General features: G+C 69.9%; 20 protein-coding genes. 9 read left to right on the top strand and 11 right to left on the bottom strand.

What is annotated here, in order from left to right; genetic code table 11:
* Positions 1 to 3: 3 nt before the first annotated feature.
* Positions 4 to 1,224, bottom strand: coding sequence for a DUF2252 domain-containing protein (locus A8M77_RS06230; RefSeq protein ID WP_086920693.1), 1,221 nt, complete (start codon positions 1,222 to 1,224; stop codon positions 4 to 6).
* 198 nt (positions 1,225 to 1,422) lie between these two features.
* On the opposite strand from A8M77_RS06230, the gene gshA reads away from it, so the two are divergent.
* A complete protein-coding gene (gshA, locus tag A8M77_RS06225; RefSeq protein ID WP_086920692.1) occupies positions 1,423 to 2,997 on the top strand; it encodes a glutamate--cysteine ligase in 1,575 nt (524 codons plus the stop codon).
* Here gshA and A8M77_RS06220 read toward each other — a convergent pair.
* Entirely contained in the window at positions 2,975 to 4,000 is a 1,026-nt protein-coding gene (locus tag A8M77_RS06220) for an ornithine cyclodeaminase (protein WP_086920841.1), read from the bottom strand. The two genes, gshA and A8M77_RS06220, sit on opposite strands and share 23 nt — an antisense overlap.
* Before the next feature lie 158 nt (positions 4,001 to 4,158).
* Here A8M77_RS06220 and A8M77_RS06215 point away from each other — a divergent pair, with 158 nt between their 5' ends.
* Positions 4,159 to 4,539 carry a response regulator gene (locus tag A8M77_RS06215; RefSeq protein ID WP_086920691.1) on the top strand — a complete coding sequence of 127 codons (381 nt, stop codon included), beginning with the start codon at positions 4,159 to 4,161 and terminating at the stop codon, positions 4,537 to 4,539.
* Positions 4,540 to 4,664: 125 nt separating this feature from the next.
* Positions 4,665 to 5,573, top strand: a complete 909-nt coding sequence (locus A8M77_RS06210; RefSeq protein WP_086920690.1) for an aminotransferase class IV — start codon at positions 4,665 to 4,667, stop codon at positions 5,571 to 5,573.
* A gap of 17 nt (positions 5,574 to 5,590) precedes the next feature.
* On the opposite strand, the gene A8M77_RS06205 is transcribed toward A8M77_RS06210, so the two are convergent.
* Positions 5,591 to 6,181 carry a cell envelope protein SmpA gene (locus A8M77_RS06205; RefSeq protein WP_086920689.1) on the bottom strand — a complete coding sequence of 197 codons (591 nt, stop codon included), beginning with the start codon at positions 6,179 to 6,181 and terminating at the stop codon, positions 5,591 to 5,593.
* Positions 6,182 to 6,263: 82 nt separating this feature from the next.
* Entirely contained in the window at positions 6,264 to 7,448 is a 1,185-nt protein-coding gene (locus tag A8M77_RS06200) for an acyltransferase family protein (RefSeq protein ID WP_086920688.1), read from the bottom strand.
* Between the two features lie 141 nt (positions 7,449 to 7,589).
* Here A8M77_RS06200 and A8M77_RS06195 point away from each other — a divergent pair, with 141 nt between their 5' ends.
* The gene (locus A8M77_RS06195; protein WP_086920687.1) at positions 7,590 to 8,480 is read left to right on the top strand and encodes a LytTR family DNA-binding domain-containing protein; all 891 of its coding nucleotides are present in this window, start codon (positions 7,590 to 7,592) and stop codon (positions 8,478 to 8,480) included.
* Between the two features lie 77 nt (positions 8,481 to 8,557).
* Complete coding sequence (gene ylqF, locus A8M77_RS06190; protein ID WP_086920686.1) at positions 8,558 to 9,499, top strand: ribosome biogenesis GTPase YlqF; 942 nt, start codon at positions 8,558 to 8,560, stop codon at positions 9,497 to 9,499.
* 54 nt (positions 9,500 to 9,553) lie between these two features.
* Here the strand turns inward: ylqF and A8M77_RS06185 are convergent, their stop codons facing one another.
* Entirely contained in the window at positions 9,554 to 10,807 is a 1,254-nt protein-coding gene (locus tag A8M77_RS06185) for a restriction endonuclease subunit S (RefSeq protein WP_086920685.1), read from the bottom strand.
* The gene (locus A8M77_RS06180) at positions 10,804 to 12,471 is read right to left on the bottom strand and encodes a class I SAM-dependent DNA methyltransferase (protein WP_086920684.1); all 1,668 of its coding nucleotides are present in this window, start codon (positions 12,469 to 12,471) and stop codon (positions 10,804 to 10,806) included. Before A8M77_RS06180 ends, A8M77_RS06185 begins: the two co-directional genes overlap by 4 nt.
* A 157-nt stretch (positions 12,472 to 12,628) precedes the next feature.
* On the opposite strand from A8M77_RS06180, the gene A8M77_RS06175 reads away from it, so the two are divergent.
* A complete protein-coding gene (locus A8M77_RS06175; RefSeq protein ID WP_086920683.1) occupies positions 12,629 to 13,564 on the top strand; it encodes a succinylglutamate desuccinylase/aspartoacylase domain-containing protein in 936 nt (311 codons plus the stop codon).
* Between the two features lie 11 nt (positions 13,565 to 13,575).
* Here A8M77_RS06175 and A8M77_RS06170 read toward each other — a convergent pair whose 3' ends face one another.
* Positions 13,576 to 15,375, bottom strand: coding sequence for a glutamine--tRNA ligase/YqeY domain fusion protein (locus A8M77_RS06170; protein WP_086920682.1), 1,800 nt, complete (start codon positions 15,373 to 15,375; stop codon positions 13,576 to 13,578).
* 136 nt (positions 15,376 to 15,511) lie between these two features.
* Here A8M77_RS06170 and A8M77_RS06165 point away from each other — a divergent pair, with 136 nt between their 5' ends.
* The gene (locus A8M77_RS06165) at positions 15,512 to 15,838 is read left to right on the top strand and encodes a hypothetical protein (RefSeq protein ID WP_086920681.1); all 327 of its coding nucleotides are present in this window, start codon (positions 15,512 to 15,514) and stop codon (positions 15,836 to 15,838) included.
* An 85-nt stretch (positions 15,839 to 15,923) separates the two neighbouring features.
* Here A8M77_RS06165 and A8M77_RS06160 read toward each other — a convergent pair whose 3' ends face one another.
* The 4 genes from A8M77_RS06160 to A8M77_RS06145 form a co-directional block, all read right to left on the bottom strand.
* Complete coding sequence (locus tag A8M77_RS06160; RefSeq protein WP_086920680.1) at positions 15,924 to 16,763, bottom strand: LytR/AlgR family response regulator transcription factor; 840 nt, start codon at positions 16,761 to 16,763, stop codon at positions 15,924 to 15,926.
* Positions 16,760 to 17,842: a sensor histidine kinase gene (locus A8M77_RS06155; protein ID WP_192871562.1), complete on the bottom strand. Its 1,083-nt coding sequence runs from the start codon at positions 17,840 to 17,842 to the stop codon at positions 16,760 to 16,762. Before A8M77_RS06155 ends, A8M77_RS06160 begins: the two co-directional genes overlap by 4 nt.
* Complete coding sequence (locus A8M77_RS06150) at positions 17,839 to 18,132, bottom strand: 2TM domain-containing protein (RefSeq protein ID WP_086920840.1); 294 nt, start codon at positions 18,130 to 18,132, stop codon at positions 17,839 to 17,841. The genes A8M77_RS06155 and A8M77_RS06150 overlap by 4 nt, the downstream gene beginning before the upstream one ends.
* A gap of 66 nt (positions 18,133 to 18,198) precedes the next feature.
* Positions 18,199 to 18,726, bottom strand: coding sequence for a DUF6622 family protein (locus A8M77_RS06145; protein WP_443270390.1), 528 nt, complete (start codon positions 18,724 to 18,726; stop codon positions 18,199 to 18,201).
* Between the two features lie 234 nt (positions 18,727 to 18,960).
* On the opposite strand from A8M77_RS06145, the gene A8M77_RS06140 reads away from it, so the two are divergent.
* The gene (locus tag A8M77_RS06140; protein WP_086920678.1) at positions 18,961 to 20,247 is read left to right on the top strand and encodes an efflux RND transporter periplasmic adaptor subunit; all 1,287 of its coding nucleotides are present in this window, start codon (positions 18,961 to 18,963) and stop codon (positions 20,245 to 20,247) included.
* Positions 20,248 to 20,311: 64 nt separating this feature from the next.
* Positions 20,312 to 23,377, top strand: a complete 3,066-nt coding sequence (locus A8M77_RS06135; RefSeq protein WP_086920838.1) for an efflux RND transporter permease subunit — start codon at positions 20,312 to 20,314, stop codon at positions 23,375 to 23,377.
* Positions 23,378 to 23,550 lie beyond the last annotated feature (173 nt).

Here is a 23,550-nt window from a genome sequence, read left to right as displayed (position 1 = left end):
CCCTCAGGTTCTGAAGACGCCGTCGTCGAAGGCCTCGCAGTAGGTCTTCCACTCGAGCGCCACGTCGGCTGCGCAGGCCCGCGAGGCCTCCAGCAGCGGCTGATGCCACTTCCGGTCGTGGCCATGGGCGATGAGCTCGTCGGCGATGGCCGAGCCCTGGCGGCCGGCGCTGCGCAGCTGGCCCCACGCGACCATGCGGCCCATGGTGCGCAGGACCTGCGCCAGCGACTTGAGCTTCTGCGCGGAGCGGTCCAGCGTCACGCGGTCTTCGGAGGGCTGCAGGTGGCGCAGCACGAGGTCGCGTCCGTTCATGCGCAGCGGCTGCAGCAGGCCGGCCGACACCGCCTGTACGCGCTGCTGCAGCGCCACCGCGCGCAGGGCCTCGTTCTTCCAGTCCGGTTGTGCGGTCGCCAGGTGCGGCAGCAGCGAGGAGGCGTTGACCCGCTTCAGGTCGAGCAGGCCGTTGCCGCCGGGCGAGCCCTTGCCGGCGACCAGGATCACGTAGCGCTCCACGCCCAGGCTGCCGGTGCCGGCGATGCGCCGCGCGACGTCGAGCACCTCGTAGTAGGCCGGGTCGGGCTGCTTCCCGGCAAAGGCGCGCACCAGTTCGCCGACGCGCTCGCGTTCCTCGTGGCTCGCGGGCAGCGCCTTCTTGCCGTCTGTGCGCAGCACGCGCCGCATGCGCCGACGCTTGCCTTCGCCGCGCTCCAGCCGGGTGCGCTCGTCGAGGAATGACCTGCGCTTGCGGTCGCGCAGGCCGCGCAGCAGCGCGCCCACCAGGCCCTCGGCCGTGTCGCGCTCGACCCAGCGCACCTCGCCCAGCGCCAGCGTTTCGGCATAGGCCTCGACGAAGCAGCCGCACAGCTTCCGGGCCTCCGCCTTGCCGACCGAGATGCTGGCCGCGCCCACGCGCACGCTGGCGAGGAAGCGCACCAGGTCCCAGGCGGTGGGGGCCAGCGCGGCCTCGTCGAAGTCGTTGATGTCGAAGTACACCAGGCCGTTGTCGCCCTTGAAACTGCCGAAGTTCTCCAGGTGCAGGTCGCCGCAGACCCAGCCCGGCGGGGAGGCCGGCAGCGCGCCGCGCGGGAGGCGCTCGTAGAAGCGGTGGCAGCTCCCGCGCAGGAAGACGAAGGGGCTCTTGCGCATCGCCGCGTACTTCATTGCGAGCCGCTCGGGGTCGCGCCCGGCATTGAAGGCCAGCACGCTTTGCACCACATCGACCATGCTTTTCCTCCTGTTTTCCGCCGCGTTTCCCTGGCGGCGCCGGCGGATGCTAGCAGCGCCCGCCGGCGCGGGGGCCACCGCGGCCATAGGGGAGTGCCGTATAGCAGAAACGGCCAGCCCGGGAAAAATACCGCTGCCAGCACGCCGTGCGCGGCCGTGCTACCTTCCGCCCCACAAAGATTCACGGGTCATAACGACATGAGCAAATTGCAGGAGCGCCTGGGAGCGCTCACACCCGCGCGCCTGAAGGGAGTTCGTCGAGGAATCGAGAAGGAGAGCCTGCGCGTCCAGCCCGACGGCAAGCTCGCGCTGACGCCGCACCCGGCTGCCCTGGGATCGGCCCTGACCCATCCGCACATCACCACCGACTTCAGCGAGTCCCAGCTGGAGCTGATCACCGGCGTGCACACCGACGTCGAGGCCTGCCTGGCCGAGCTGACCCGCATCCACCAGTACACCTACCGGGTGCTGGCCGAGGCCGGCGACGAGCGCCTGTGGGTGTCGAGCATGCCCTGCGGCCTGCCGACCGACGAGACCATCCCGATCGGGCGTTACGGCTCGTCGAACGTGGGCCGCGCCAAGAGCGTCTACCGCATGGGCCTGAGCCACCGCTACGGGCGGCGCATGCAGACCATCTCGGGCATCCACTACAACTGGTCGCTGCCGGAGGTGTCGAGCGAGCAGTACTTCGCGCTGATCCGCAACTTCCGCCGCCATGCCTTCCTGCTGCTGTACCTTTTCGGCGCCTCGCCGGCGTTGTGCTCCAGCTTCGTCGCCGGGCGCAAGCACGAGCTGGTGCCGCTGGGCGAGGGCAGCATGCACATGCCCCACGGCACCTCGCTGCGCATGGGGCGCCTGGGCTACCAGAGCGAAGCCCAGGCCTCGCTCACGGTGAGTTACAACAGCCTCGACGGCTATGCCGCCTCGCTGCAGGACGCGCTCACCCGGCCCTGGCCCCCCTACGAGGCGATCGGCATCCAGAACCTGGGCGGCGACTACAACCAGCTCGCCACCACCTTGCTGCAGATCGAGAACGAGTTCTACGGCACCATCCGGCCCAAGCGGGTGATCTTCCCAGGCGAGCGGCCGCTGCACGCGCTGCGCGAGCGCGGCGTGGAGTACGTGGAGGTGCGGCTGATGGACCTCGACCCCTTCGAGACCATCGGCATCAACGCTTCCACCATGCGTCTGCTGGACGTGTTCCTGCTGCATTGCCTGCTGGCCGACAGCCCGCCCGACACGCGCGAGGAGATCGCCGAGCTCGCCCACAACCAGCACCTGACGGCGGCGCGCGGGCGCGAGCCCGGCCTGCGCCTGCTGCGCGGCGGGCGCGAGGTGGGCCTGACCGACTGGGGCGGCGAACTGCTCGAGGCCTTCGAGCCGATCGCGGCCGCACTCGATGCGGCCCATGGCGGCGAGCGCCATGCCGAGGCGGTGCGTGCGGCGAAGAAGGCGCTGGCCGACCCGGCCGTGCTGCCCTCGGCCCGCGTGCTGGAGGCGACGCGCTCGCACGGCGATTCCTTCATCGGCTTCGTGCGCGGGCGTTCGGAGGCCACGCGCGCCGCGCTGGAGGCCCTGCCGTTCCCGGCCGCCCAGCAGGCCGAGTTCGAACGCATGACCCAGAGCTCGATCCAGGCGCAGAAGCAGATCGAAGGCGCCGACACCATGCCTTTCGAGATCTACCGCGAGGAGTACGTCTCGCCGTCGCGGCTGGGCTTCCGGAAGCACTGGATCGACGCGCCTCACGCGGTCAGCCAGCCGGCGGCCTTGTGAGCCGGAACAGGTCCTTGGGATCGCCGTTCTCCGGTGCCAGGGCGATGTCCTGTCCGACGCCGTGCGCCATCGCGAGGCGGTGCACCAGCCGCAGCGCGGAGTAGTCCTCCAGCGCGAAGCCCACCGAGTCGAAGACCGTCACCTGGCCCGGATCCTCGCGGCCGGGCAGTTCGCCCGCCAGCACACGCCACAGCTCGACCACCGGGAAGTCGGGCGGCATCTGCTGCAGCTCGCCCTCGATGCGGGTCTGCGGCTCGTACTCCACGAACACGCGCGCGGCCTTCAGCACATCGGGATGCAGCTCGGTCTTGCCGGGGCAGTCGCCGCCGACCGCGTTGATGTGCATGCCGGGCGCCAGCATGTCCGGCGTGAGCAAGGTGGCGCGCGCCTTGCGCGCGGTCAGCGTGCTCACGATGTCGGCGCCCCGCACCGCATCGGCAATGTCGGCCGCGCGATGCACGCGCAGGGCGGGCCAGGGTGCGAGGTTGCGCACCAGCTTGTCGGTGGCGGCGGGATCGATGTCATAGGCGCGCAGCTCCTCCACGCCCAGCAGGGCGTGAAAAGCCAGCGCCTGGAATTCGCTCTGCGCGCCGTTGCCGATCAGCGCCATGCTGCGCGCTCCCGGCCGCGCCACCGCCTGCGCCGCCAGCGCCGACATGGCGGCGGTGCGCAGCGCGGTGGTCAGCGTGAGCTCGGCCAGCAGCAGTGGGAAGCCGGTCTCGACCTCGGCCAGCACACCGAAGGCCATGACGGTGGGCAGGCCGCGGGCCGTGTTGCCCGGATGGCCGTTGACATACTTGAAGGCATAGCGCTCCCGGTCCGACACCGGCATCAGCTCGATCACGCCCACCGGCGAATGGCTGGCCAGGCGCGCCGATTTGTCGAACTCGGGCCAGCGCAGGAAGTCCTCACGCATGGCCTCGGCCAGTGCCAGCAGGAAGGGTTGGGGGCCCAGGGCCCGGACCAGGTCCGAGACCGCCTGGATGTCGACGAAGCGTGTCAGTGCCATATCTGCTCGGTACTGCTTCCGTTGTAGGGAGGTAGGCCTTCGCCTACCCGCGTTGACCGCGATGGCTCACCGTGCGGCATCGGTCCATCTCGTCATGATCGCATCAAGCCTGCAAAACAATCACGACAAACCTTTTGATCTCTTCCCGTGCCATGACTTTCAAGACCTACCTGGTCGAAGACAACCCAGTGATCCGCGAGAATCTCGCTGGGTTTCTGGAAGACCTTGCGGACGCCACCGTGGTGGCCCATGCGGCCGGCGAGAGCGAGGCCGTGGATTGGCTGGCGCGGCACCGGGACGGCTGGGACGTGGCGATCGTCGATCTGTTCCTCAAGGACGGGAACGGGCTCGCGGTGATCGACGCCTGCCGCCGGCGGGCCGCGCACCAGAAGGTGGTGGTGCTGAGCAACTACGCTACACCCGACATGCGCGAGCGCTCCAAGGCGCTGGGTGCGGATGCCTTCTTCGACAAGTCGGCGGAAATCGAGCTGCTGCTCGACTATTGCGAACGCCTGAGCCACCGGGACGATTGAGATCGGCTGGGACTTGAGCCGGCGGAGGGCTTGACCTAGAGTGCGCTCCAGCATTTCCAATGAATGAACCGAGTCGTCCGGTCCATTCAAAGGAGCCATGCCATCAACGCCCTGCCTTGCCTGCCATGCCATCCCATCCGCTGTCCGACGGCATCGCCTTCGTGCGCGGCGATTACGTGCCGATCGCCGAGGCCGCGATCCCCATCACCGACTGGGGCTTCCTGCGCTCCGACGCCACCTACGACGTGGTGACGGTGTGGGAAGGCGCTTTCTTCCGGCTCGATGAGCACCTGGAGCGTTTCATGCACAGCTGCGAGCGCTTCCGCCTCGATCCCGGCCTCACGCCGGCGCAGATCGAGGGGGTGCTGGCCGAATGCGTGCGCCGCAGCGGGCTGCGCAGTTCCTATGTGGAAATGATCGTCACGCGCGGGCAGCCGCCCTGGGGCTCGCGCGATCCGCGGCAGGCGGTCAACCGCTTCTATGCCTTCGCGGTGCCCTTCGTCTGGATCGCCAACGAGGCGCAGCGCGAGCGCGGCCTCCACGTGAAGGTGAGTGCGGTCCAGCGCATCCCGGCGAGCTCGGTCGATCCCCGGGCCAAGAACTACCACTGGAACGACCTCACGATGGGCCTGCTCGTCGCCCTCGACGACGGCGCCGACACGGTGGTGCTGAGCGATGCCCAGGGCAATGTGGTGGAAGGCCCCGGCTTCAACATCTTCTGCATCAAGGACGGCGCGCTGGTCACGCCGAGGGAAGGCGTGCTCGAGGGCATCTCGCGCCGCACCGTGATCGAGATCGCCGCTTCGCTGGGCCTGCCCGTCGCGCTGCGCGCGCTGCCGGCCGAGGAACTGCGCGGCGCCGACGAGGCCTTCCTCACCAGTTCCGGCGGCGGCGTGCTGCCGGTGACGCGGGTGGACGACCGGGTGGTGGGCACGGGGCGGCCCGGCCCGGTCACGCAGCGCCTGCTCGCGACCTACTGGGACTGGCATCGCGACCCGGCCTACAGCCGGGCCATCGACTACGGCCAGTCGTAGTCCGGTAGTTCGGTCGCTCAGGGAAGCGAGACGCGGTTCAGCGTCGGCGGATCAGCCATGACGGTCTTCACCGTGCCGCCCGCTTCGAACACCACCTGGTACTCCGCCCAGCTGTCGAGCCAGTAGCGCCACACCGGCGCGTCCAGCGTCGGGTTCTCGCTGGCGATGGGGTAGCCCAGCGCCATCAGCACCTGCTCGCGCGTCATGCCGGGGATCACCTTCATCGCCTGAATTGCGGCGCGCGTCTTTTCCGGGAAGCCGGCCAGCTTGGCCTTCGGGTCCTCCGTCACGACGTAGCGCTGCCCGAAGGAGACGGTCGACATGTTGCGGCTGTAGTCGTTCTTGAGCCGCTGCGGGCGGCCGCCGACGTCCAGATCGACCCAGCGGAAGTCGTAGCCGGTGATGCGCGCGCGCGTGCCCACGGCCAGGATGCTCATGCCCTGCTCGTCGTAGTTGATGTCGCTGATCTGCTTGCCGTAGCTGCGCATGTTGCAGCACAGGTAGCCGTCGGTCATCGGGCCCTGCGGCGGCGCAGGGCGCTGGGCGTGGGCGGCGGACAGGGGGAGGGTGGCCGCCAGGACGGCGGCCAGGGCGAAGCGCTGGAACATCGGAGCTCTCTCTTGTTTGTTGTGAAGCGCTGCGGGCCCGGGCGGCGCGCAGCGCGGGGATTCTAAGCACCTTGTTACAAGTTCAGCGCGCTACAACTTCTCGAAATCGCCGTGGATCGCCCGCCTGCTGCGCCCTCCGCTTGAGGCCGAAGAGAGGCCGCAGCCAGGGAGTGCGTCGGATCAGTCCGTCGGTCAGCAGCCAGCACCCGCCCACGGTGAAGCCGACCAGCAGCAGCGGCTCCAGGAACGGCCCGAGCCGCCACGGCGCGAGCAGCACCGCGCCGGCCACGATCAGCGTCTGGTGCAGCACGTACCAGGGATAGACCGACTCGTTGGCCCAGCCCAGCCAGGGCCAGGGGCGGTCCAGGTATCGGCGTGCGAAGCCCAGGATCGCGGCAAGCGCGGCCCAGAGGTAGAAGGCGCGCAGCGCGCGCAGCAGCCAGGCCTCGGCGCCGGCCGCCCGCAGAGCCAGGTAGGCGGCCACCAGGGTCACGGCCAGGGCCAGCGCCCAGCGGCGCAGGCGCATCAGCTCTTCCCACAGGCCGGTGTCGATGCCCATCCAGTAGCCATAGAGAAAGACCGTGAAGTACAGCGCGTGCAGATAGCCGTCGTGGACCAGGTCGTGCGTGGCGGGGAAACGCGGCGCCAGCACCAGCGCATGGAGCAGCAGCGGCAGGGCGGGCAGCACCAGCACCCGCCAGCGCCGCAGCCCGGTGAGGGCGGCGCGCAGCCGCTGTCCCGCGGCCGAGGCGAGCAGCGGCTGGAGGAGCGCCACCAGCGCGGTGTAGACGAAGAGGTAGGGCAGGTACCACAGGTGGTTCCAGGTCATGCCGAAGTCGGAGCCCGCGAAGGCGCCGCGCGGCCAGGGGCCCATCGACCAGTAGCGCAGCAGGAAGGCGCCGAAGCCCGGCGCCACCATCCCGCGGGCCAGCGCCTCGGCATAGGCCTGGTACGGCACCACCACCGTCATGCCGAAGACCAGCGGCAGCAGCAGGCGCAGCGCGCGCTGCCCCACCAGCGCCAGCGGGCTGCGACCGCGCAGCAGGAAGCCCAGCGCCACGCCCGAGATCAGGAACACCAGGTCCATGCGCCAGATGTTCACCACCTGCATGGGCGCCTGCAGCCAGGCCGCCGCATGCGGGCTCTTGAGGTGCCAGGGCCAGGCGGCCACGTAGTACATCCCCACGTGATAGAGGATCAGCAGGCCGAAGGCCAGCGCGCGCAGCGCGTCGATGTCGTGGCGTCGGGATGGGTCGGGGGCGGTCATGGCGGCTCCAGCGGTTCGAAGGCGGTCATGCTGGGCGCGGGCCGGGCCGCGGGGGGCGCCGAAGTGACGATCCGCCGGGCTTTTGGGACGAGCGGCGGCCTAAAGGGACGAAATCCGGGCCGGATTCAGGAGAATGCCGCCATGCCCGCGACCCCCGGCAAGAATCCGAAAAACCTGTTCGAGCGCTACCAGCCCTACCGCCGGCGCGCCGAGATCGCATTCTGGGTGCTGGTGATGGCGCTGCAGGCCGCCTTCAACTGCGTGGTCGCGGTGATCGACGCCGACCGCGCCGGGCGGGCGCTGCCGGCGTGGCAGCCGGTGACCTGGGAGCTGTCCAGCCACCTGGTGCTGCTTGCGCTGGTGCCGGCGGTGGTCGCCTTCGAGCGGCGCTTTCCGCTCGGCTTTGCAGGCTTCGCCCGCAACCTGCCCTGGCATCTGGCGGCCAGCGTCGTCTTCAGCCTGCTCCACGTGGCGGGCATGGTGGCGCTGCGCAAGGCGGTCTACGCCCTGGCCGGCGGCCGCTACGACTTCGGCGGGTCCGAGCAGTGGGTATACGAATACCTGAAGGACGTGCGCGTCTACGCGCTGTTCCTGATCGCGATCCTGAGCTACCGGCTCTTCATGCTGCGGCTGCAGGGCGAGGCGCGCGTGCTCGACCCGCCGGAGGAGGCGGCCGGGACGGCGCCGCCCGTGCCGGAGCTGCAGCCTTCGGTGCGGCCGGAGCGCTTCCTGGTGCGCAAGCTGCGGCGCGAATTCCTGATCGCGGCCAGCGACATCGACTGGCTGCAGGCCCAGGGCAACTATGTCGGCCTGCGCGTCAAGGGCCACGACTACCTGCTGCGCGCCACCCTGACCGAATTCCTGACCCAGCTCGACCCGGGGCGCTACGCGCGGGTGCACCGCAGCTACGCCGCCAACCTGGACCGGGTGGCCGAGATCGAGCCGCTGGAGGGCGGCGACGCCCGCCTGCACATGCAGGACGGCACGCACATTCCTTGCAGCCGGCGGTACCGCGAGGCATTGCGAGCCTGAGGCGGCTGAGAGCCTGAGAAGCCGCAGCGGCGACAATCCCCGCCTCCCCCCGACCTCGCCGAGAGAAAGAAGTCCCGATGGCCATCCAGTGGTTCCCCGGCCACATGCACCTGACCCGGAAGGCCATCGCCGAGCGCGTCGCCGACATCGACGTGGTCATCGAGTTGCTCGATGCGCGCCTGCCCGGTTCCAGCGCCAACCCGATGCTGGCCGAGCTCACCGGCCACAAGCCCGGACTCAAGGTGCTCAACAAGCAGGACCTGGCCGATCCGGACCGCACCCCGGCCTGGCTGGCGTACTACAACGCACAGCCGGCCACGCGCGCCATCGGGCTCGATGCCAGCCAGGCGGCGCCGGCGCGCCGGCTCATCGACGCCTGCCGCGAACTTGCGCCGCAGCGCGCCGGCCTGGCCAAGCCGATGCGGGTGCTGATCTGCGGCATTCCCAACGTCGGCAAGTCCACGCTGATCAACACCCTGGTCGGCAGCCGCAAGGCCAAGACCGGCGACGAAGCCGGCATCACCAAGCTGGAGCAGCGCATCGTCCTGGCCGACGACTTCTACCTCTGGGACACGCCCGGCGTGCTGTGGCCGAGGATCATCGTGGCGCAGAGCGGCTACAACCTGGCAGCCAGCGGCGCCATCGGCCGCAATGCCTTCGACGAGGAAATCGTGGCGCTGGAACTGCTGGGCTATTTGAAGCGGCACTACGCGGGGCTGCTGGAGGCCCGCTTCAGGCTCGAGGCGGCTGCTGGTCTTGCCGACGACGAACTGCTGGAGGCCATCGGACGCCAGCGCGGCGCCCTGCTGGGCAAGGGCCGCGTCAACCTGCAGAAGGCGGCCGAGATCGTGATGAACGAATTCCGCAGCGGCACGCTCGGGCGCATCACGCTGGAGACGCCGGAGGAATTTGCGCAGTGGCTGGTGGCGGGGCAGGTGCTGGATGCGCAGAGGCAGGCGAAGAAGGAGGCGCGGGCCGGGAAGCGTGCGCCGCGACGCGAGGGCGCTCCGCCGGCGTGAGCTGCATCTCGCGACTTGCGGCTCAAGCCCCGTCGCGCAAGAACGCCAGACTCGTCACGTCGCCGGCTTGCCGCCCAGGCGAGGCTGCTCGAAAACCTGCGTCTCGAGGGCTTCGAACGTGGCCTTCGCCTGGACCAGCGCGGCATCGTGCTGCAGGGAGAGCGCGTGCATGGCCGCCATCCGCCGCGCGAAGGCTTCCTGCAGCCGTGCCGGCGGCAGCATGACGGGCAGCTTGCGCAGCCGCTCCTTGGAGATGTTGGGCATCGACGCGGCCGTGCCGCTGGCCATCAGCTGCAGCCGCTGCCGCACGCCGGGCGCGCGCAGCAGCGCCCACAGGTAGAGCGGGTGGAGGCCGGCCTCGGGCCGCGGGCGCAGGCGGAAGATCAGGTCCGGCAGCAGGATCCGGCCGCCGGTCTTCCAGACATAGGCCGGCGTGCCGACCAATTCGGGCGTGTTCTTGCGGCTGAACAGCAGGTCGCCGGCGCGCACCTCGCAGCGCATGTCCGGCTGCTCGCCGGGCGGCAGGGTCTTGTGGTCGGACTCGTCGTAGAGCCCGTTTTTCAGCGCGCTCAGGCGCAGCACCGCCCATTCGTCCTCGCCCTTGGGCCGGTCGAGGCAGCGCGGGCTCTTGCCGCTGTCGATGCCTTCGAGCAATTCGCCCAGGTTCACCACCGGCCATCCCTTGGGGTTGTCCGCCGGATCGCCGAACATGTCGACCAGCAGGCCTGGGCTCATTTGCCCTGCGAGCACGCGCGACCGCCGCCGCAGGCGCACCACGCTGTCGGCACAACCGAGCAGTTCGACCACGTGGCGTTGATGGGCCAGGTCGGGCACCGGGATGGCCGACGCGGCCATGTGCGCGAGCGGCACGCGCTGCTGGCCGGCCGTACCGGTGAAGCTGCGCCGCGCCTCGTTGCGGAAGCGCTGCCGGCGCAGGTAGTAGTAGACCCACTCGGGCAGTACCGCCTCGTTGGCGCGCAGCACGTGGAACTCGGTGGAGCCGAAGCCGCGGCCGCCGGGCAGGTCGCGCGCGATGGCCACCTTGCCGTTCTCCATGCAGGGCGTGATCTTCGCGAAGAGCACGTCGTTCTCGGCGAAAGGGGTGTAGCCCTTTCGGACCTCGGCGAAGCGGCGGGTCAGGCGCTGCCGGATGGTGCCGGTGAGCTCGTCCACCGCGGCCATCGGCACGAAGCCGACCTCGCTGTCGTCCTCCAGGCCATGCGGCCTCGGAAGCCGAGGATTGATCTCGCAGACTTCGTCCAGGCGGGCCATTCGCACCGGGGGCACCGGCGGCATCGGGGCCTTCATGCATCGTCCTCCGACAGCAGGCTGCGCAGCTGTTCGAGTTCTTCAACGATCTCCGCCTCGATGGCGGCCAGCTCGTCCAGCAGCGCGCGCGGGTCCTGGTGCTCGATCTGCGACTGGCTCATCGGCCGGTAGCGGCTCGCGGAGAGGCTGAAGTCGTTCGTGCGCAGCGCCGTGGCGTCGGCGAACCACCATTTCTCGTTCCATTCCTCGGCCGCATCGCGCGCCAGCCAGCGCGCCCAGGCGGCTTCGCGGCCGATGAAGGCCTGTGCCAGCGCGGGCAGGTCATCCGCCTCGATGGGCGTGTCGTGATTGGCGTCCAGCCGGTAGCCGTCGTTCTCGACGTGCAGGAACAGGACGCGATCGGTGCGGCCGTCGCGGCGGAAGAAGAGCACCGAGGTCTTCACGCCCGAGTAGGGCTGGAACACGCCGCCGGGCAGGCTCATCACCGCGTCGACCCCATGGTGCTCGATCAACTGCCGGCGCAGCTCGCGGTGCGCCACCGTCGAGCCGAACAGCACGCCCTCCGGCACCACGACGGCGGCGCGGCCGCCGGACTGCAGGCTGTCGAGCATGTACTTGAGGAACAGCAGCTCGGTCGCGCTGGTCGCGCCGATCTTCACCGCATCGACGATGCGGTTCTTGTCGATGCGGCCGGAGAAGGGCGGGTTCGCCAGCACGATGTGGAAGCCCTCGGCCGGCTGGCCCAGCCGGTTCCGGGCGTCCTCGTCGAGCTGCGTGGTCAGCACGTTGCGCTGCAGGATGCGCACGTTGCCCAGGCCGCGCAGCGACAGGTTCATGGTGGCCAGGCGCACCATCTTCGGATCGACGTCGTTGCCGAAGAAGCTGCCGCGCTGCAGCGTGGCGACCTGGGCCGGCGTCAGCCGGTCGCCGAGGCCGCGGCGGTGGACCTTGCCCTCGAGCTCGGCCTCCACGATGCTGCCCGGCGAGGAGTTGGCCAGCCGCATGTGGTTGTAGGCGGCCACCAGGAAGCCGGCGGTGCCGGCCGCCGGGTCGTAGACGGTCTCGCCCACCTTCGGGTCCACCATCTCGACGATGGTGCGGAGGATGTGGCGCGGCGTGCGGAACTGGCCGAGCTCGCCGGCCTGCTTCATCTGGCGCAGCACGTGTTCGAACAGGTCGCCCTTGGTGTCGGCATCGGCCTGGTCCAGCCGCAGGCCGCCCACCAGCCGAACGACCTGCGTCAGCACGGTCGGCTCGTCGATGCCCAGGCGCGCCCCGTGCATGAAGTCGTGGGCCAGGGCCTCGCTGATCTCGGCGAAGAAAGGGAAGACCTCGTCGCGCACGAAGCGCACCAGCGCGTCGCCCGACAGCTCCTCCGCCCACACCGACCAGCGGAAGCGGCTGCGCGGGATGCAGGGTGTGCCCGTGTGCAGCACGGCCGCTGGCAGCCACCCTTCGCGCGTCCCCGGCACCATTGCATTGGCGGGGTTGCGCAGCTCCCATTCGCCTTCGAACAGGCTGCGGAAGGGGAGCTTGAGCATCCGGGCGCGCTCGGTGGCTTCCGCGTCGAGGCCCTGGATCAGGTAGAAGTAGAAGAGGAAGCAGAGCTGCTCGGTGTTGCTGACGGGGTCTGGATAGCCGCCTCCGAACAGGTAATCGCGGATCTGGTCGATCGACCGTCGCATGTCGGCAGTCAGGGGCATGGGGGAGGGCGCTCTTCGGATTTTTTGGCTTGTGGCCCGCGAGTCTACGAGGCAATCGGGAGGCACCCGCCGGCCGCCGCCCTGGAGCGCCCGCGCGGTGCTCCCTTGTAGCAAACTAAAGGCCTATCACTACTGCGGGCCGCCGCGCCCTTCCGCCATGCCGCCGATTCCTCCGCGCCTCGAAGTCGTCCAGGGCGACCTCTCTTCCTATCGCCACGGCAACACGGGGGTCGACTACGTGCACCGCTTCGAATCCGGGCGGCCGGGCCCGCACGTGCTCATCAACGCGCTGACGCATGGCAACGAGATCTGCGGCATGGTGGCGGCGCGGCACCTGCTGGACCAGGGCGTGCGGCCGAGGATCGGCACGCTGACCGTGAGCTTCGCCCACGTGGAGGCCTACAACGCCTTCGATGCCGAGAAGCCTTTCGAGAACCGCCAGCTGGTGCACAACCTCAACCGCATCTGGTCGGACGAATGGCTGGACGGCCCCGAGCACAGTCCCGAACTGCGGCGCGCCCGGGAACTGCGGCCGGTGGTGGCAGCAGCCGATCACATCCTCGATCTGCACTCCACCAGCCAGGACGTCGTGCCCTTCTGGGTCTACCCGGCCTTCGCGCGGAACGCGGCCGTGGCGCTGGCGATCGGGCGCCCGGCCGTGCACCTGGTCATGCCCAAGGGCCTGGGCTCGGGCACGCCCTTGATCCAGCATGGCCGGCACGGGGAGGACGAAGGCCCGGCCGGCGCGGCGCTGGTGGCCGAATGCGGCCAGCATTTCCTGCAGGCCACGGCGGACATGGCGGTGGCGGTGACGCTGGATTTCCTCGGGCACTTCGGGCTGATCGAGCATGAGCCCCAGCCGGCGCCGGCGCCGCAGCGGCGTTTCGAACTGCTGGAGACGCGGATGGTGAGGACGCCGGAATTCCGCTTCGTGCGGCCGCTGGTCGGCTTCGAGGTGTTCGCGAAGGACGAGCTGATCGCGGTCGACGGCGACGAAGAGATCCGGGCGCCCTGCGACGACTGCACCGTGCTGATGCCGGCGCGGGTGCCGATCGTGGGGCGGGAGGCCGTGTACCTGACGCGGCCCCTGTAATCCGGCCGGGGCTATTTGCCCCAGCTGTCCTTCATCCCCGCCGCGCGGTTGAACACCAGCCCGGTGCCTGCAGCCCGGCGGCTGTCCGGCACGAAGTAGCCGTGCCGCTCGAACTGGAAAGCGCTGCCGGCCGGGGCCTGGGCCAGGGCCGGCTCCACGTAGGCCTGCGCGACGACGAGGCTGCCCGGGTTGAGCTCCTCCTGTACTTCGCCAGCACCCGGCTGCGCCGCCGCGAACAGCCGCTCGTACAGCCGCACCTCGGCCGGCACCGCGTCCGCTGCCGCCACCCAGGTGATGTTGCCCTTGACCTTGATCGCATCCGCTCCCGGCGTGCCGCTCTTGGTGTCCGGCACCAGCCTGGCCTGCACCTCGACCAGCTGGCCATCCGCGTCGCGCGTGCCGCCGGTGCATTCGATGACGTGGCCGTACTTCAGCCGCACCTTGTTGCCCGGGAACAGGCGGAAGAAGCCCTTGGGCTGCACGTCCTCGTAGTCGGTGCGCTCGATCCAGACCTCGCGGCCCAGCTTGAAGCTGCGCTTGCCCATCTCCGGGTGGTGCGGGTGGACCGGGGCCGCGCATTCGTCGAGGAAGCCGGCGCCCATCAGCTCGTCCCAGTTGCCGATGACCAGCTTGACCGGGTCCAGCACGGCCATGGCGCGCGGGGCGACCGGGTCCAGCGTGTCGCGCAGGGCGGCCTCGAGGCTGGCGTAGTCGATCCAGCCGCCCGACTTGGTGACGCCGGAGCGCTCGCAGAAGAGCTTCAGGGCCTCGGGCGTATAGCCGCGGCGGCGCAGGCCAGCCAGGGTGGGCATGCGGGGGTCGTCCCAGCCGTCCACGTGGCCTTCCTCGACCAGCTGGCGCAGGCGGCGCTTGCTGGTGATCACGTGGGTCACGTTGAGCCGCGCGAACTCGTACTGGCGCGGGTGGGGCGAGGCGATCAGGCCGCCTTCGGCCAGACGATCGAGCAGCCAGTCGTAGAAGGGGCGCTGGTCCTCGAATTCCAGCGTGCAGATGCTGTGGGTGATCTGCTCCAGCGCGTCCTCGATCGGGTGGGCGAAGGTGTACATCGGGTAGATGCACCAGCGGTCGCCCGTGTTGTGGTGCGTGGCCCGGCGGATGCGGTAGAGCGCCGGGTCGCGCATGTTGATGTTGGGGCTGGCCATGTCGATCTTCGCGCGCAGCACGGCGGCGCCGTCGGGCAGTTGACCGTCGCGCATGGCGCGGAAGCGGGCGAGGTTCTCCTCGGGCGTGCGGCTGCGGTAGGGGCTGTCGGTGCCGGGGGTGTTGAAGTCGCCCCGGGTGGCGCGGATCTCCTCCGCGCTCTGCTCGTCCACGTAGGCCAGGCCGGCGCCGACCAGGTACTCGGCCGCGCGGTACATGAAGTCGAAGTAGTTGCTGGCGAAATAGACGTGCTCGTTGGCCTGGCCCGGATGGGCCGGGTCGTCGGCCAGGGTGACGTCGTAGCCCATCCAGCGGACGGCGTCGCGGATCGCGTCGACGTATTCCTGCTCTTCCTTCTCGGGGTTGGTGTCGTCGAAGCGCAGGTGGCACACGCCGCCGTATTCCCGGGCCAGCTCGAAGTTGAGCCAGATGCTCTTGGCATGGCCGATGTGCAGGTAGCCGTTGGGTTCCGGCGGGAAGCGAAGCCGCACGCGGGCCGGGTCCTGCATGCCCTGGGCGTGGTGGACGGCATCGCCCGGAGTGCCGCCCCAGCGGCGGGTGGCATAGTGGCCCTGTTCGAGATCGTTTTCGATGACGTGGCGCAGGAAATTGCTCGGTTTGGCGGTGTCGTGATCGGCAGCGGAAGTCATCTCTTCATTCTAGGTGTCACTGTGGAGGCGTTACTTTTTGAAACCTTCTTCACAGAGGAATGTGAACCCCATTGACACTTGGCGCGTTCAATACAGGCATGGGTGCATTGCGCCCCCTCCATAGGAGCCCTACACCATGAGTCTCACCCGTTCCACCTTCTTCAAATGGGCTGCCGCCGGCGCCGTCGCCGCAGGTGCCCTGTTCACTGCCGCTTCGGCCAACGCCCGTGGCGACGTCAGCTGGTCTGTCGGCATCAGCGCGCCTGGCGTGGCCGTCGGCGTCGCAGCGCCTCCGGTGTATTACGCACCGCCGCCGCCGGTCTATTACCGTCCGGCCCCGGTCTACTACGCGCCGCCGCCGCCCGTCTACTACCGTCCCGCCCCCGTGTACTACGGCCCGCCCGCTTACTACGGCCCGCCGCGCGGCTACTACCGCCACCATCGCCACGGCCACTGGCGCTGATTGCAGACAGCCACGATTGCCTGCTGTCACATGAAAAAGCCGGCCCCGTCGAACGGGCCGGCTTTTTCATGGGTGCTGCACGGCGCTACATGGCTTTGAAAAGGTGGGCGTAGAGACGGCTGACCGGGATCTTCTCCGGGCGGCCGCGCAGTACAAGGTGCAGCTTGCCGGCCTCGTCGCGGTGCACCGACTCGATGGCATCGCTGCGGACCACGGTGGCGCGGTGCACCTGCCAGAACTGCTGGGCGTCGAGCTGCGGCAGGAGCTGCTTGAGCGGGGTTCGGATCAGGTATTCGTGGCCGGTGGTGAGCACCCGCACGTATTTGTCGGCCGCCTCGAAGTACTGAACCTCGTCGATCGGCACCATGCGCACGGTGTTGCCGGCGCTGCCGGCCTCGCTGGCGGCGATCAGCTTGAGGGGCGCCGCGCCGGTGGCGCCGGGCAGGGCCCCGCCGCCGGCCGCGGCCAGCAACTGGCGCCACTGCGCGAGCGTGCCGGCCAGCGCCTCGTCCGGGGCCGGCGGGGTGCCGTTGCGCACGGGCTCCAGCGCCTGTTGCAGCCGCGCGACAGTGCGCCGCAGCCGCTCGGGCTGGACCGGCTTCAGCACGTAGTCGATGGCCTGGGCGTCGAAGGCCCGGGCCGCGTATTCGTCGTAGGCGGTCACGAAAACCAGCTGCGGCATCGGCGCCTCGTCCGCCGGCCAGGCATCGGCCAGTTCGGCGGCGGCGGCCAGGCCGTCCTGGCCCGGCATGCGGATGTCGAAGAAGAGCACCTGCGGCAGCAGGCGCAGCGCCTCGCGCACCGCGCTGCGGCCGTCGGCCACGCTGGCCAGCAGTTCCAGCTCGGGCCAGGCGGCGGCGAGTTCGGCGCGCAGGGCCTGGGCCAGCAGCGGTTCGTCTTCGGCGATGAGGGCGGTGGCTTTCATTCGGGCAGGGGCAGGGTGAGGGTTGCGATGGTGCCGCCGGCCGGGGCCGCGGCCAGGCGCAGCGTCGCCTGGGGTCCATAGACGGTAACCAAGCGCTCGCGCACCTGGGCCAGGCCGAAGCCGCCGTCGCTCGAAGGAGGCAGACTGGGATTCACATCGATGCCCACGCCGGTGTCGCTCACCTCGATCAGCAGCCGGCCGCCCTCGCGGCGGGCGCCGATCGCGATCTCGCCGCCCTCGACCTGAGGCTCCAGGCCGTGGCGGATCGCGTTCTCCACCAGCGGCTGCAGCAGCAGCGGCGGCACGGGCACCTCGCGCAGGGCATCCGGCAAGTCGAGGCGAAAGCGCAGCCGCGGGCCCATGCGCACGGCCATCAGCGCGAGGTAGTCGCCCAGCCGCTGGAATTCCGCCGCGAGCGGATGGGCGAGGGCGCGCGAGCCGGCGAGCGTCACGCGCAGGTAGCTGTTGAGGCGGTCCAGCATGTCCACCGCGCGCGGCGGGTCGGTGGCGATCAGCACGCGCAGGTTGGCCAGGGTGTTGAAGAGCATGTGCGGCTCGAGCTGGGTCTCGAGCAGCTTGAGCCGGGCGTCGGTGGCATCGCGCTGGGCCAGCGCGATCTCGCCTTCGAGGTATTTGCTCTTGCCGCGGGCGTAGTAGAAATAGCAGATCACGATGCTCGCCCCGATCGTGATCAGCAGCGTGGAGGCGAACTTGTCGGCCGGGAAGCTCAGGAACTCCAGCATTGGCTTGCCGGTCCAGGCGTCGCCGATGGCGTTGCCACCCAGGAAGCCGGCCACGGTGCCCACGGCGATCAGCACCACGCCGCGCCAGCCCATCGGCCAGGGGGTGGCGCTGCGGCCGGCGAGCAGCAGGCGGCCGATGTCGATCACGAGCCAGGCGATCAGGCCGATGGAGAGCGAATAGACCAGCTGCGAGCCCCATGCGCCGCGGCCCGAGAGCGCGAGCGCGATGGCGATGAGGCAGCAGAAGACCGCGGTGGAGACACCATGCCGCAGGACGTGGCGGACGTTCTCCGCCGAGAACCTGCGCGGCAGGGTGTCGTCCACCGTGTTGTTCACCGGTGGCCCTCGCCGCGCAGCGCCCGGCGCTCGCGTTCCAGGATCCGGTCGTACAGGTTGCCGCCCGGCGCGACGAAGAACACCACCGCGCCGTGGATCAGCAGGCCCAGGCCCCATCCAAGCAGGGGGTACATGGCCCAGTTCTGGCCGCGCGAGCTGGCCAGCAGCACGAGGAAGAGATTGACCAGCAGATAGACGGTGGCGTGGATGTACCAGCCCATCTTGGCGCCGGCGCGGCGGCGGGCAAGGCGCTCGATGCGGTCGCCGGCGGGGTGGAGGTCGTCGTTCATGGCGTGGGTCGGGCGAATGGGATTCTTGCGGAAGAAGAAGGAAAGAGTGAGGGCCAGGTCGCGATCCTAGGCGCTCGCGGCCGGCAGGGCAGCCCGGTCCTCGCGGATCGCCAGCTTCCACAGCCGCAGCGTGCGGGCCGCGAAGATGCCGCTGAAGGCGCCGTAGAGCAGGCCGATGGCGAGCGCGAAGCCGGTGTGCAGGTGCAGCAGCGGGTGCATCGCCATCAGCACGGCCACCACGTACTTGGTGAAGAAGATGCCCATCATCAGCGCCAGCGGCACGGCGCTGCCGGGCAGGTGGAAGCGGCGGGTCGCGGCGTCGTAGCGCGCGGCGGCCGGCAGGGGCCAGCGCTGCACCGTCAGCAGCAGCGCCGCCGCGGCGCCGGCCCAGCCGAGCAGGGCGACCGGCGAGTCGCCGAAGGCCGAGAGCATGCCGTAGAAGGACAGGCCGGTCATCGCCAGCGGCATCAGCGTCACCCGGGTCAGGCTGACGGTGCCGGTCAGCATCTGCTTGAGGCCCAGCCAGACCAGCAGGGCGAAGAGCACGAACACCCAGCGCGGGGTGTGGAGGAGGATCTGGGTCAGCATCTGCATGTTGTTGCTCCGGTTGGAAAGTGGATCGATGGGTGGACTGTGCCGGCCGGCCCTTTCGCCTGCCATGCGCTTGCGACGAACTGCCGCCCCACGGCGCCAGTTGCAGTCCGCAAGCGCCGGATGCATTGCGCAACGCCGGCTTTACCGGGGCTTTACGGTTCGTCAGGACTGGGCGCTACGATTCGGCGCTCCACTACAGGCTGCCCCGGCGCCCATCTACAGCCTTTTCCAGCGATGACCTCCGCCACTTCCGAGCCGAATCCCCCAGCCCCTCTCACCGAGCCGCCCGCACCCCGGCCGCCCTCGCGCCGTCGGCTCTGGCTCGGCAGCCTGGCGGCGCTGGTGGTGGTGCTGGCCCTGGGTGGCGGTGCGTGGTACCTGATCAAGCGGTCGAGCGAGCCGGCCGGGGGCCGCGCCGGTTTCGGCGGCGGCGGCTCCACGGTCGGCCATGCGGAGGCGCGCAAGCATCGGCTTGCCGTGACCATCGACGCCCTGGGCACCGTGACGCCGCTGGCCACCATCACGCTGAAGCCGCAGGTGGGCGGCGTGCTGACCGAGGTCCTCTACACCGAGGGCCAGACCGTGAGCAAGGGCCAGCTGCTGGCGCGCATCGACCCGCGCCCCTACGAGCAGGCCCAGGCCCAGGCCCAGGGCACGCGCGTGCGCGACGAGGCGCAGCTGGAAGCCGCCCGCGTCACGCTGGCGCGCTACCGCACGCTGCTCGGCCAGGACTCGATCGCGCGGCAGGACGTGGACACCCAGGCCGCGCTGGTCAAGCAGCTCGAGGGCACGGTGATCACCGACCGCGCCGCCGAGGCCGCGGCGAAGCTGAACGTCGAATACACCCGCATCACGGCCCCCGTGGCCGGGCGCATCGGCCTGCGCACCGTCGATCCCGGCAACACGGTGACGGCCAACGCCGCCACCGGCATTGCGGTGATCACGCAGATGAACCCGATCGACGTGCAGTTCGCGGTGCCGCAGGACCGTCTGCCCGACATCCAGGCCCAGCTCGCCAAGGGCGAACCCCTGCCGGTCAAGGCGATGGACCGCACCCGGACCACCGAACTGGACACGGGCACCTTCTCCACGCTCGACAACGTGGTGGACACCAGCACCGGCACGGTGAAAGGCAAGGCGCGCTTCGCCAACGCCAAGACCACGCTGTTCCCCAACCAGTTCGTCAACATCCAGATGACGCTGCGCACCATCGAGGCGCTCGTGGTGCCGGTGACCGCGGTGCGCACCGGCCCCGAGGGCACCTTCGTCTACGTGATCAACGAGGACCGCAAGGTCTCGATGCGGGCGGTCAAGCGCGGCGAGACGACGGTCGAGCTGGTGGCCATCACCGAGGGCCTGCAGCCCGGCGAGCTGGTGGTGACCGAAGGCGGTGACCGCCTGAAGGACGGGGCCCAGGTGATCCTGCAGGGCGAGAAGCCGGTTGCCGGCCCGCGCCCGGGTGCCTCCGGTCCGCGCGGACAGGGCCAGGGCGAGCGCCGGCGCAGGGCGCCGCCGCAGTGAGAGGTTCGTCGTGACAAGCCCGTCGCGCCCCTTCATCGAGCGGCCGGTGGCGACGGCCCTGCTGATGCTCGCGATCGTGCTCGCGGGCCTGGTGGGCTTCCGCTTCCTGCCGCTGGCGGCGCTGCCGCAGGTGGACTACCCGACCATCCAGGTGCAGACCCTCTATCCGGGCGGCAGCCCCGAGGTGATGAGCCGCACCGTCACCGCGCCGCTGGAGCGCCAGTTCGGCCAGATGGCCGGGCTGGACCGCATGAGTTCGGTGAGTTCCAACGGCGTGTCCATCGTCACGCTGCAGTTCGCGCTCGACCAGACGCTGGACGTGGCCGAGCAGCAGGTGCAGGCCGCGATCAATGCCGGCGGCTCGCTGCTGCCGGCCGACCTGCCGGCGCCGCCGGTGTACGCCAAGGTCAACCCGGCCGATGCGCCCATCCTCACGCTGGCGGTGAGCAGCCGGACCATGCCGCTGACCGAGGTGCAGAACCTCGTCAACACGCGGCTCGCGCAGAAGATCAGCCAGGTGAGCGGCGTGGGCCTGGTCTCGCTCTCGGGCGGGCAGCGCCCGGCGGTGCGCATCCAGGCCGACACCAACGCGCTGGCCTCGGTGGGCATCGGCCTGGACACCCTGCGCACCGCGATCGCGGCGGCCAATGCCAACAGCGCCAAGGGCAGTTTCGACGGGCCCCAGCGCGCCTACACCATCAACGCCAACGACCAGCTGCTGGCGGCCGCCGAGTACAAGAACCTCATCATCGCGTGGAAGAACGGCGCGCCGGTGCGCATGAGCGACGTCGCGCGCGTGGTCGACGGCGCCGAGAACACGCAGCTGGGCGCGTGGGCCGCGGCGCGGGCCGAGTCGCGCGAGGACGAGAGCGCCAACCTGTACCCGGCGATCATTCTGAACGTGCAGCGGCAACCCGGCGCCAACGTGATCGGCACGGTCGACGCCATCAGGAAGCAACTGCCCGAGCTGGAAGCCTCGCTGCCCGGCGCGCTCAAGGTGGAGGTGCTGAGCGACCGCACCACCGGCATCCGCGCCTCGGTGCGCCACGTGCAGTTCGAGCTCGCGCTGGCGGTGGTGCTGGTGGTGCTGGTGATCTTCTTCTTCCTGCACAGCCTGCGCGCCACGGTGATCGCCAGCATCGCGGTGCCGATCTCGCTCATCGGCACGCTGGGGCTGATGTACCTGCTGGGCTACAGCCTCAACAACCTGAGCCTGATGGCGCTGACCATCGCCACCGGCTTCGTGGTGGACGACGCGATCGTCATGATCGAGAACATCGCGCGCTACCTGGAGGAGGGCGATCCGCCGTTCAAGGCCGCGCTCAAGGGGGCGACCCAGATCGGCTTCACCATCATCTCGCTGACGGTGTCGCTGGTGGCGGTGCTGATCCCGCTGCTGTTCATGGGCGACGTGGTGGGGCGCCTGTTCCGCGAGTTCGCGGTGACGCTGGCCATCACCATCCTGATCTCGGCGGTGGTCTCGCTGACGCTGGTGCCGATGATGTCCGCGCGCTGGTTGAAGCCACAGGCCGAGGAGGGTGGCCGCTTCGGCGCGCGCGTGCACGCCTTCTTCGAGCGCGTGATCGGCCGCTACGACGTCTGGCTGCAATGGGTGCTGCGCCACCAGGCTTCCACGCTGGTGGTGGCGGCGCTGACGCTGGCGCTGACCGTTCTGCTCTACGTCGTCATCCCCAAGGGCCTGTTCCCGACGCAGGACACGGGCCAGCTGCAGGCGCGCGTCGAGGCCGCGCAGGACGTGTCCTATCTGCGCATGGCGCAGCTGCAGAAGGCGGCGGCCGAGGCCATCCTCGCCGACCCTGACGTGCGCAGCCTGAGCTCGGTGGTGGGCGTGGACGCGGCCAACAACACCGCGCTCAACACCGGCCGCATGCTCATCAACCTGCGCTCGGGCCGCGACGACCAGGAGGCCGTGATGCAGCGCCTGCGCGATCGCGTGCGCGCGGTGGCCGGAGTCACGCTCTACCTGCAACCCACGCAGGACCTGACCATCGATGCCGAGACCGGCCCGACCGAGTTCCGCGTGGCGCTGGAAGGCGTGGACACCACGGTGGTGAACGACTGGGCGAAGAAGCTGGTGGAGCGGCTGCGCGGCGTGCCGCAGGTGCGCAACGCCACCACCGACGCCGGCGCCCAGGGCCTGGCGGCCTACGTGGACGTCGACCGCAACACCGCCTCGCGCCTGTCGGTCACCGCCAGCTCGGTGGACGACGCGCTCTACAGCGCCTTCGGCCAGCGCATCGTCTCCACCATCTTCACCGAGACCAACCAGTACCGCGTGATCCTGGAGGCGCAGCGCGAGGCGCTCGCCTCGCCACAGGCGCTGGGCAACCTGCAGTTGCGCACCGGCTCGGGCGCGCCGACGCCGCTGTCGTCCATCGCCACCATCCGCGAGCAGCTGGCGCCGCTGTCGATCACGCGCGTGGCGCAGTACCCGTCCGCCACGGTGGGCTTCGACACGGCGCCCGGCGTGGCACTGGGCAAGTCGGTGGCCGCGATCCGCGAGGCCGCCAGGGAGATCGGGCTGCCCGCCAGCGTGCGGCTGAATTTCCTCGGTGCGGCCGGGGCCTACGAGAAGTCGCTGACCAACCAGCTGTGGCTGATCCTGGCGGCGGTGGTGTGCGTGTACATCGTGCTGGGCGTGCTGTACGAGAGCTACGTCCATCCGCTCACGATCCTCTCGACTCTGCCCTCGGCGGGCGTGGGCGCGCTGCTGGCGCTGATGCTGACCGGCAACGACCTGGGGGTGATCGGGATCATCGGCATCATCCTGCTGATCGGCATCGTGAAGAAGAACGCGATCATGATGATCGACTTCGCGATCGACGCGGAACGGCACGAGGGCAAGCCGCCGCAGGAGGCGATCCACCAGGCGGCGCTGCTGCGCTTCCGGCCCATCCTGATGACCACGCTGGCGGCGCTGTTCGCGGCGCTGCCCTTGATGTTCGGGTGGGGCGAGGGGGCGGAGCTGCGGCGGCCGCTGGGCCTGGCGATCTTCGGCGGGCTGGTGGTGAGCCAGGTGCTGACGCTGTTCACGACGCCTGTGATCTACCTGGCGTTTGATCGGATGGGACGCAGGTTCGAGGGGAAGCGTGATGCTGCGCGCGCCTGAGGTCTTGCTCCCTCTCCCTCTGGGAGAGGGCGGGGGTGAGGGCTCCGGGCCTTTGTTCTTGCCTTGCTGTTCGTTCAAGGCAGGAGCCGGGAATTCGCCCCGGCGGGCGAGTCACTTTCTTTGCTTCGCCAAAGAAAGTAACCAAAGAAAGGCGACCCCACTGTGCGTGACCC

Origin of the sequence: Variovorax sp. JS1663, from assembly GCF_002157355.1 — a bacterium.
Taxonomy (GTDB): Bacteria; Pseudomonadota; Gammaproteobacteria; order Burkholderiales; family Burkholderiaceae_C; genus Variovorax.
The sequence above is the reverse complement of the archived record's forward strand: the minus strand, read 5'-3'. Positions and strand labels throughout refer to the sequence as shown.

What these genes read in the sequence shown, in the direction of transcription:
- A8M77_RS06135 (WP_086920838.1), top strand. Translation starts at nt 20,312, where the DNA reads ATGCTCGCGATCGTGCTCGCGGGCCTGGTGGGCTTCCGCTTCCTGCCG.
- A8M77_RS06200 (WP_086920688.1), bottom strand. Translation starts at nt 7,448, where the DNA reads ATGACCGCCCCCGACCCATCCCGACGCCACGACATCGACGCGCTGCGC.
- A8M77_RS06210 (WP_086920690.1), top strand. Translation starts at nt 4,665, where the DNA reads ATGCCATCCCATCCGCTGTCCGACGGCATCGCCTTCGTGCGCGGCGAT.
- A8M77_RS06145 (WP_443270390.1), bottom strand. Translation starts at nt 18,726, where the DNA reads ATGCAGATGCTGACCCAGATCCTCCTCCACACCCCGCGCTGGGTGTTC.
- A8M77_RS06160 (WP_086920680.1), bottom strand. Translation starts at nt 16,763, where the DNA reads ATGAAAGCCACCGCCCTCATCGCCGAAGACGAACCGCTGCTGGCCCAG.
- A8M77_RS06185 (WP_086920685.1), bottom strand. Translation starts at nt 10,807, where the DNA reads ATGAAGGCCCCGATGCCGCCGGTGCCCCCGGTGCGAATGGCCCGCCTG.
- gshA (WP_086920692.1), top strand. Translation starts at nt 1,423, where the DNA reads ATGAGCAAATTGCAGGAGCGCCTGGGAGCGCTCACACCCGCGCGCCTG.
- A8M77_RS06230 (WP_086920693.1), bottom strand. Translation starts at nt 1,224, where the DNA reads ATGGTCGATGTGGTGCAAAGCGTGCTGGCCTTCAATGCCGGGCGCGAC.
- A8M77_RS06140 (WP_086920678.1), top strand. Translation starts at nt 18,961, where the DNA reads ATGACCTCCGCCACTTCCGAGCCGAATCCCCCAGCCCCTCTCACCGAG.
- ylqF (WP_086920686.1), top strand. Translation starts at nt 8,558, where the DNA reads ATGGCCATCCAGTGGTTCCCCGGCCACATGCACCTGACCCGGAAGGCC.
- A8M77_RS06150 (WP_086920840.1), bottom strand. Translation starts at nt 18,132, where the DNA reads ATGAACGACGACCTCCACCCCGCCGGCGACCGCATCGAGCGCCTTGCC.
- A8M77_RS06205 (WP_086920689.1), bottom strand. Translation starts at nt 6,181, where the DNA reads ATGTTCCAGCGCTTCGCCCTGGCCGCCGTCCTGGCGGCCACCCTCCCC.
- A8M77_RS06175 (WP_086920683.1), top strand. Translation starts at nt 12,629, where the DNA reads ATGCCGCCGATTCCTCCGCGCCTCGAAGTCGTCCAGGGCGACCTCTCT.
- A8M77_RS06165 (WP_086920681.1), top strand. Translation starts at nt 15,512, where the DNA reads ATGAGTCTCACCCGTTCCACCTTCTTCAAATGGGCTGCCGCCGGCGCC.
- A8M77_RS06195 (WP_086920687.1), top strand. Translation starts at nt 7,590, where the DNA reads ATGCCCGCGACCCCCGGCAAGAATCCGAAAAACCTGTTCGAGCGCTAC.
- A8M77_RS06170 (WP_086920682.1), bottom strand. Translation starts at nt 15,375, where the DNA reads ATGACTTCCGCTGCCGATCACGACACCGCCAAACCGAGCAATTTCCTG.
- A8M77_RS06180 (WP_086920684.1), bottom strand. Translation starts at nt 12,471, where the DNA reads ATGCCCCTGACTGCCGACATGCGACGGTCGATCGACCAGATCCGCGAT.
- A8M77_RS06215 (WP_086920691.1), top strand. Translation starts at nt 4,159, where the DNA reads ATGACTTTCAAGACCTACCTGGTCGAAGACAACCCAGTGATCCGCGAG.